At 35.2% G+C, this 8196-nt stretch carries 6 protein-coding genes and 1 pseudogene; 6 read left to right on the forward strand and 1 reads right to left on the reverse strand.

Annotated elements, in window-relative coordinates; translation table 11 throughout:
- From ABD734_RS08100 to ABD734_RS08125, 6 genes are all read left to right on the forward strand, one after another.
- On the forward strand, positions 1–120 hold a 120-nt coding region (locus ABD734_RS08100), incomplete at its 5' end, for an IS3 family transposase (RefSeq protein ID WP_344703207.1).
- Positions 121–252: 132 nt separating this feature from the next.
- The gene (locus ABD734_RS08105; RefSeq protein ID WP_344703196.1) at positions 253–525 is read left to right on the forward strand and encodes a phosphoribosyltransferase; all 273 of its coding nucleotides are present in this window, start codon (positions 253–255) and stop codon (positions 523–525) included.
- A gap of 490 nt (positions 526–1015) precedes the next feature.
- A complete protein-coding gene (locus tag ABD734_RS08110) occupies positions 1016–2530 on the forward strand; it encodes a class I SAM-dependent DNA methyltransferase (protein WP_344703198.1) in 1515 nt (504 codons plus the stop codon).
- The gene (locus ABD734_RS08115; RefSeq protein WP_344703200.1) at positions 2520–3770 is read left to right on the forward strand and encodes a restriction endonuclease subunit S; all 1251 of its coding nucleotides are present in this window, start codon (positions 2520–2522) and stop codon (positions 3768–3770) included. The genes ABD734_RS08110 and ABD734_RS08115 overlap by 11 nt, the downstream gene beginning before the upstream one ends.
- On the forward strand, positions 3748–6876 hold the full coding sequence (locus tag ABD734_RS08120) for a type I restriction endonuclease subunit R (protein WP_344703203.1): 3129 nt from the start codon (positions 3748–3750) through the stop codon (positions 6874–6876). Before ABD734_RS08115 ends, ABD734_RS08120 begins: the two co-directional genes overlap by 23 nt.
- A gap of 34 nt (positions 6877–6910) precedes the next feature.
- On the forward strand, positions 6911–8116 hold the full coding sequence (locus ABD734_RS08125) for a hypothetical protein (protein WP_344703205.1): 1206 nt from the start codon (positions 6911–6913) through the stop codon (positions 8114–8116).
- Here ABD734_RS08125 and ABD734_RS08130 read toward each other — a convergent pair.
- Positions 8080–8196 (reverse strand): annotated as a pseudogene (locus tag ABD734_RS08130) (IS30 family transposase); the annotation flags it as partial. The gene ABD734_RS08125 and the pseudogene ABD734_RS08130 overlap by 37 nt on opposite strands.

Raw genomic sequence — 8196 nt, forward strand, 5'->3', positions numbered from 1 at the left:
ATTGAACTATTTGATTATGTAAATTGGTATAACAATATTAGACCACATGGTGCGCTAGGTTATATGACACCGAAGGAGTATAAGAAAGAACTCTATATAAACTGTCTAGAATACTGTTGACATACCACTACTGTACCTAAAAGTCATCATACTGATCATCATACTAGGTTAAGTGAAGGATGTACAAAACACTTTGACTCAATACATCTTAATCCATATTATTCTAAACGTATTAAGGGAAAAGTTGTTTGCGTGATTGATGATTACACTACTAATGGAATATCATTTGAGACAGCTAGAAATTTACTTTTTAATGCAGGTGCTAAGAAAGTAATATTGCTGGCACTAGGAAGGTATAAAAAAGGTAGAGAAGGCATCTATCAGTATGAAAATTATGAGTTTAAGGGAGATATTACCACAAATAAGTATGGATATAAGTTACTATCAAGAGAATATATTTACGGTAATTACGATGACTCAGCTAGAGAAGAAGTCAAACGAATATATGAAATATTGAATAAATAATAAATATTATTAGCATCATGATGATAGAATTCGAGTAAAGGTTAAATTATGAACAGGTTGGATTAGTCAGTAAGTAGCGTTCACTCTGACAGTAATGGTAACATAGTTCCACTAATCAGAAGTTATTAAAGTATAAAGGGATAGAAAATGCGATTTGATTAGCATTTTCTATCCCTTTTAAAATGGAAAAGTATATGTTTACGAACGCTTTACACTCTACAAGCCATCCTTTTTAACCTAACTTCTTCGTGAGAAGATAAGCCGCGTTTGTTAACTAGAGTACAAGTTATCGTCTGATATAGTACAAAATAATTATGAAAATGCCAATTCTAAAATAATAGTGACAAGATATACCATACTGGTCAATTAAAGATCAATTTAGTTTTGACCTCAGTATAAAACGATACATGCGCAATCAAGAGGTGGTGCTTACAATTGCATAGCTTCTATTATAGAATTGAGGTAAATGACTATATGGGAGAGGTACATTATGGCAAGTATTGGATTTGAAGAAAAGCTCTGGCAAGCTGCAGATAAGCTAAGAGGAAGTATGGATGCATCAGAGTATAAGAGTGTGGTTCTGGGACTTATCTTCTTGAAGTATGTTTCTGATTCATTTGAAGAAAAGTACGAAGAGTTGCTACAAGATGAATATGCTGATGAAGAAGATAAAGATGAATATATGGCAGAGAATATATTCTGGGTACCGAAAAAAGCACGTTGGACATACATAAACAGCAATTCTAAGAAACCTGAAATCGGACAGATTATCGACAAGGCAATGATTGCGATAGAGAAAGAAAACGAGTCTTTAAAAGGTGTATTACCTAAAGACTTCTCACGTCCTGGGTTAGATAAATCTAAATTGGGTGGGATTATCGATATCTTTACCTTCCCAGTAGGTGATAAAGAAAGTCAAAAGCAAGATGTATTAGGCCGAGTATATGAGTATTTCATTGCGAAATTTGCGAGTGCGGAAGGTAAAAATGCTGGAGAATTCTACACACCTGCATCGATTGTAAAACTGTTAGTTGAAATGATTGAACCATATAAGGGGAGAATCTATGACCCGTGCTGTGGTTCAGGTGGTATGTTTGTACAAAGTGAACGTTTCATTGAAAATCATCAGGGCCAACTTGGTGATGTTGCGATCTACGGACAAGAATATAATTTAACAACATGGAAGTTAGCGAAAATGAACTTAGCAATTCGTGGTATAGATAATAATCTCGGTGACACACATGCTGATACTTTCCATTACGACCAACATAAAGGATTAAAGGCAGACTACATTCTTGCGAACCCGCCGTTTAATTCAAGTGACTGGGGTCAAGAAAGAGTTTTGGATGACTATCGTTGGAAGTATGGGTTACCACCTAAAGGGAATGCTAACTATGCGTGGATACAACATATGGTTGCGAAATTAGCACCTACGGGTACAGCTGGCTTTGTATTAGCTAATGGATCAATGTCCACAAGCTCAACTGCAGAACTTGAAATTAGAAAAAATTTGATTGAAGAAGATTTAGTCGAATGTATCGTTACTTTGCCAGGACAAATGTTCTATTCTACACAAATTCCAGTATGTTTATGGTTCTTAACAAAAAACAAAGAGAAAAATGGAAAAAATGAACGTAAAAATGAAATCTTGTTTATCGATGCAAGAAATATCGGCCATATGGCTACTCGCACACTGAAAGAGTTTGCAGATGAAGATATTCAAAAAGTAGCAAGTACATTCCATGCATGGAGAGGCACGAGTGATGAACAGTACAAAGATCAAAATGGTTTTTGCAAGGTAGCATCAATAGATGAGGTGCGAAGTCATGAATATATCCTAACACCAGGTAGATATGTTGGTTTAGCTGATGTTGAAGAAGACTCTGAACCTTTTGAACAAAAAATGGAGCGTATTACCTCTGACCTAAGCGCACAGTTTGCACGGTCAAAAAAATTAGAAGAAAGTATTAGAGAGGCCATGGAGGGTATCGGCTATGGAATATAAAAGCTACAGAATACAAGATTTAGTCGATATTAGAAGAGGAGCATCTCCGCGTCCGATTAAAGATTTTATATCTACAGATCCGGACTTTGGTTTTTCTTGGGTCAAAATTGCAGATGCTACAAAAGATCACTCTAGATTTCTAAGTCATACAAAAGAATATGTATCTCCAGAAGGTGCCGCTAAGTCAGTTGCGGTATATAAAGGAGATCTGATCTTATCTAATAGTGCCACACCCGGGTTACCAAAAATTATGAATAAAAAAGCATATATACATGATGGTTGGTTATTGATCAGGAATTTCCAAGGTGTTAATAGAGATTATTTATACTACTTATTCTTATTTAAACGACAAGAATTATTACAACTCAGCAACGGTAGTGTTTTTAATAACTTAAAAACAGATATTGTAAAAAACTTCACGGTGGATATCCCCTCATTAAATTATCAAAACCGAGTAGAGCATGTACTAACTTCTATAGATGCAAAAATTGAAGTAAATAATAAATTAATTGCAAACCTCGAGGAATTATCACAGACACTCTTCAAAAGATGGTTTGTTGATTTTGAGTTTCCAGATGAAGAAGGGAATCCATATAAATCAAATGGCGGTAAGTTTATTAATAGTGAACTTGGTCAAATTCCTATGGGATGGAATATTCGTGAATTAAAAGATATAGCTCACATTGTAATGGGCCAGTCACCAAAAAGTGATACATATAATTATGAAAAAGATGGACTACCACTTATTAATGGAGCTACTGACTTTAATCATGGCATTATCAATCCGACCAAATATACAACTGACCCAAAGAAAGTAGGAAGTCAAAATGATTATATTTTTGGTGTCAGAGCTACAATTGGACGAGTGACAGAATTAGATAGCGAATATGCTATTGGTAGGGGGGCTGGCATCGCTTCACCTATTAATGAGTTTTATAGGGAATATCTTTATCAAATTTTAAATAAAGCATTCAAAGAATTTTCAAATACTGCGAGTGGTAGTGTTTACTTAAATGTTTCTAGAATTGATTTAATTTCATATAATATAATTATTCCAACGGATGATATTTTAAGGGCTTTTCACAGTTTGACAAATTCATATTTAAAAGATATCTCTTTACTCAAATTGGAGAATAAAAACTTAACCGAATTACGAGATACTCTTCTCCCCAAACTAATGTCAGGAGAAATTGAACTCTCAGATGAACTGGAGGTAGATGAACATGCAGAGCTTCTTTAATGAAGATGATTTAGAGCAGTTATCATTAGAATGGTTTGAACAGTTGGGTTATGAAGTCAGGCATGGTAATGATATCAGTCATGTAGGAGTCGCATCAGAACGCGATAATTACGAAGATGTCATTTTAGATCAGCGTTTAGGCGCAGCATTAAGAAAAATTAATCCTGATGTAGCCAATGAAGCAATTAAACAAGCGATTCATCTAATTTCTATTGAACAGTTCCCAAGCTTAATTGAAAACAATCGTACGTTTCATGAATATATGACGAATGGCATTGAAGTGGAGCACTACAATGAAGACGGGGAAACCTTAGTTGATTTAGTAAATATCTTTGATTTTAAACATCCAGAGAATAATGACTTTTTAGCGGTGAAACAATTAGTCGTAGATAAAGGAAACATTCAAAAAATTCCTGATATCGTACTTTTTGTAAATGGTCTAGCATTAGTCGTCATCGAACTTAAAAATGCGACAAATGAATCTGTAGGCATTTATCAAGGATTTAATCAGCTTCAAACTTATAAAAGTAAAGTACCGCAGTTATTCAACCACAATGCCTTTGTCGTAACGTCTGATGGACTGAATACTAAAGTCGGCTCATTAACTGCTGATTATGACCGTTTTATGCATTGGCGAACAAAAGACGGTGAGACTGAAGCAACATTATCTATCCCCAGTTTGGAAGTCCTGATCTCAGGGATGTTAAATAAGCATGTTTTATTAGATATGCTTAAAAACTTTATTTTATTCCAAGATAAAGGTGATGGCAAAGTCGCTAAGATAGTTGCTGCATATCACCAGTACTATGCAGTAAATAAAGCAGTAGAAAGCACGCTTAAGGCCTCATCGGATGAAGGTGACGGTAAAGCGGGTGTGATTTGGCATACTCAAGGTTCAGGTAAAAGTCTAACGATGGTCTTCTTCAGTGGAAAACTCATTCAAGAGATGAATAATCCTACAATTGTCGTACTCACAGATAGAAATGACCTGGATAACCAGTTATTTGGAACGTTCTCAGATTCTAAAGGCCGACGCGGAAAAGGGCTACTTCGACAGTCACCGAAACAAGCAGAAAGCACGAAAGATTTGATTAATTTGTTAACTGTTGAATCCGGAGGTATTATATTTACGACCATGCAGAAATTTGCACCCGAAGAGGGTGAGGCATACATGCGTACTTTATCTAATCGGAAGAATATTGTCGTGATGGCAGACGAGGCGCATCGGACTCAATATGGCTTTAGTGCAAAAATCGGTACCGAAGGTGAAGATATCAAATATGGATATGCCAAGTATTTAAGAGATGCGTTACCTAATGCATCATTTGTTGGATTTACAGGGACACCTGTGGCCTCGACTGATAAAAATACAGAAAAAGTATTTGGTGATTATATTGATATCTACGATATGACACAATCAGTCAAAGATGGTTCTACAGTTAAAATATATTATGAGAGCCGCATTATCCCTTTAAATATGCCCGATGATGTCAAAATCGACGATGCTTATGCAGATATTACCGAAGGACAAGAAGACAATGTAAAAGATCGATTGAAGTCTAAGTGGTCCCGTGTTGAAGCACTAGCTGGTTCAGAACCAAGAATTGAAACGTTAGCTAAAGATATTATCGAACATTTTGAAACACGACAGAAAGCAATAGAAGGTAAAGGCATGATTGTAGCGATGAGTAGACGAATCGCTGTCGAATTGTATGATGAAATTATCCGTCAAAAACCGGAGTGGCATTCGGAAGATGATAATAAAGGTGTCATAAAAGTTGTAATGACCGGTCAATCGAGTGATCCTGAAAATTTCCAAAGACATATTGGTCCGAAGCAGCGTAGAGTGACACTGGAAAAGCGGATGAAAGATGAAAATGACGAACTCAAATTGGTTATTGTACGTGATATGTGGCTGACTGGTTTTGATGTGCCTTCACTTCATACAATGTATATTGATAAACCGATGCAAGGGCATAACCTCATGCAGGCGATTGCCAGGGTAAACAGAGTGTTCAGGGATAAACCGGGGGGGTTAATCGTAGATTATATCGGTATCGCAGATAGCCTGAAAGAAGCTTTAAAAGAGTATACTGCCGATGACCGTGACCAGACAGGTATTGATACAGAAGTAGCGATAGAACTGATGCTGACAAAGTACGATATTCTACAAGACTTATTATACGAACACGATTATGCAGGGTATGAGTCTGAGGATCGTAGTGAACGTTATGCTGCATTCAATAATACAGTGAACTATGTACTGGCACTCGAAGATAGTGACAAGAAATTATTCATCAATACAGTGACCGAGCTATCTAAAGCATACGCACTCTGTGCAACTGAAGCAGAAGCACAAGAACTGAATAGTGAAATAGCATTCTTCAAATCTGTTAAGTCAGGTGTACTAAAGCTCATCGCTCCACCAGGTCCAGGGGGTAAGAGAACAAAGACATCTGCTGAAATTGAAGCAGAACTGAACCAATTAGTTTCAAAATCAGTCGTGACGGATGAAGTCGTGGATATCTATAAAACATTAGGATTAGAGAATCCAGACATATCGATTCTTTCAGATAAATTTTTAGAAGACGTTCAGGCTTTGCCACAGAAAAATGTTGCGGTAGCCTTACTGGATCGTCTACTAAAAGGTAAAGTGAAATCTTTAATGCGGACCAATGCGACGCAGTCGAAGAAATTCTCTGAGATGCTTGATAAAGCGGTTAATCAATACAATAAGCGATCCATTGAAACCTCAAAAGTGATTGAAGAGCTGATTGAACTGGCAAAAAATATTGATAAAGCTGCAGCAGAAGGCGAAGCACTCGGATTAAACGCAGATGAAATTGCATTCTATGATGCCTTAGCCTCACATGACACGGCGAAAGATGTATTAGGCGACGAGAAGTTAAGAGCGATTGCTCATGAATTAACGAAAACAATTAAGAAAAATATGAGTGTTGATTGGCATAAGCGAGAAAGTGCGCAAGCTAAAATGAGGGTGACGGTGAGAAGATTACTCAAAAAGTATGGTTATCCACCTGACCTTCAAAAAATAGCAGTAGATAATGTAGTTGAACAAGCTGAATTGATGGCACGCAGGATATAATTAAAGTTTATAATATACAAATGGAGACGGACTAATGAGACAAGATCAAATCGAAATGGAATCAATCAGTCACTTAAAATTGAAATTAGGTAGAATATCGTCTTTAAAGGTCAACCTCTTTGAGAATGATAAAACTCCATTTTATGATGGTGAAATCGGCATCTATAATGTCCAATACAATGAACAACTTAATAAAAAAAAGATTGTTAGTGAAGTTAGAGTACAGATAAAGGGTACAACTGATAAAAAAGTTCTTAAGAATGCTAAGGACACTGTTTCTGTAACTGATTTAAATGGTTTCTCCAGATTACAGGGAGGAGGATGTTTTTATTTTATCGTTTGTATATCCGATGATGGATTAGAAAAGATCTACTATTATGACTTTCAACCTTTTGAATTAAAACGAATTTTAGAGGAAAAAGGACAGCAAGGCACTATTACTATCGATTTAAAAGAATTCCCTTCCGAGCATGAAGACATAGTTAATCTATTAAAAACTTTTGCAATAAATCTAGATTATCAGTCACGTGATGTTTTAAATGCTAATGTAACAAACCTTCCAACAGATAAAATTACTATTAAATACCATGGTAGGCGTAAAGATTATGAGAAATATATGAATTCTGGAGCGGTAGTTTATGTAAGTACACAAGAAAATATAAGTGTACCTGTTGGTCAAATAGTACCTAATTCAATCATGTATTTAAGTGAATTAAAATTACAACTTGATAATGGTAAGCAATTGATAGGAGTATCTTCTAGAGATGACTTAAATAATATTACTTTTACAATAGATAACACATTGAAGATTAGATACGATAAAGACAAGATACATTTTAATTTTAAGTTAGACAATACTTTTACAATCGAAGAAATTATAAGTTGCGTAAATAATTTAGAGAATATTTTCAAAAATGGTTTTTATATAGGTGAAAATTTTGAAAAACATATTAAAATTAATAAATATTTCTCTCATGAAACCTTAAAAGAGTTTAAAGATTTATATGATTTTCGAGATGAACTGATTAAAATACTGGAGTTGCTTAAAAAATTACAAGTTAACAAAAAAATAAAATATCATGAACTAAGTGATGAAGATAAGATTAAGCTGCATAATTTATTGGATGAATTTGAAACTACCAGACCAAATGGAAAATTGATAAAATTTGATTTTGAAGGTAATTATTATTACTTTTTCGTTTGTCAAAATAAGCTAGACAGTTCCTTTTCACCCATGTAACTCAAAAAGACTTCCAATGGTGTCCGGTAGTTCAATGATTTTCTCGGTATGTGGTTTCTTCTTGAAGCGACAGACGAGAC

The sequence above is a fragment of the Salinicoccus jeotgali genome (genome assembly GCF_039538805.1).
GTDB lineage: Bacteria > Bacillota > Bacilli > Staphylococcales > Salinicoccaceae > Salinicoccus > Salinicoccus jeotgali.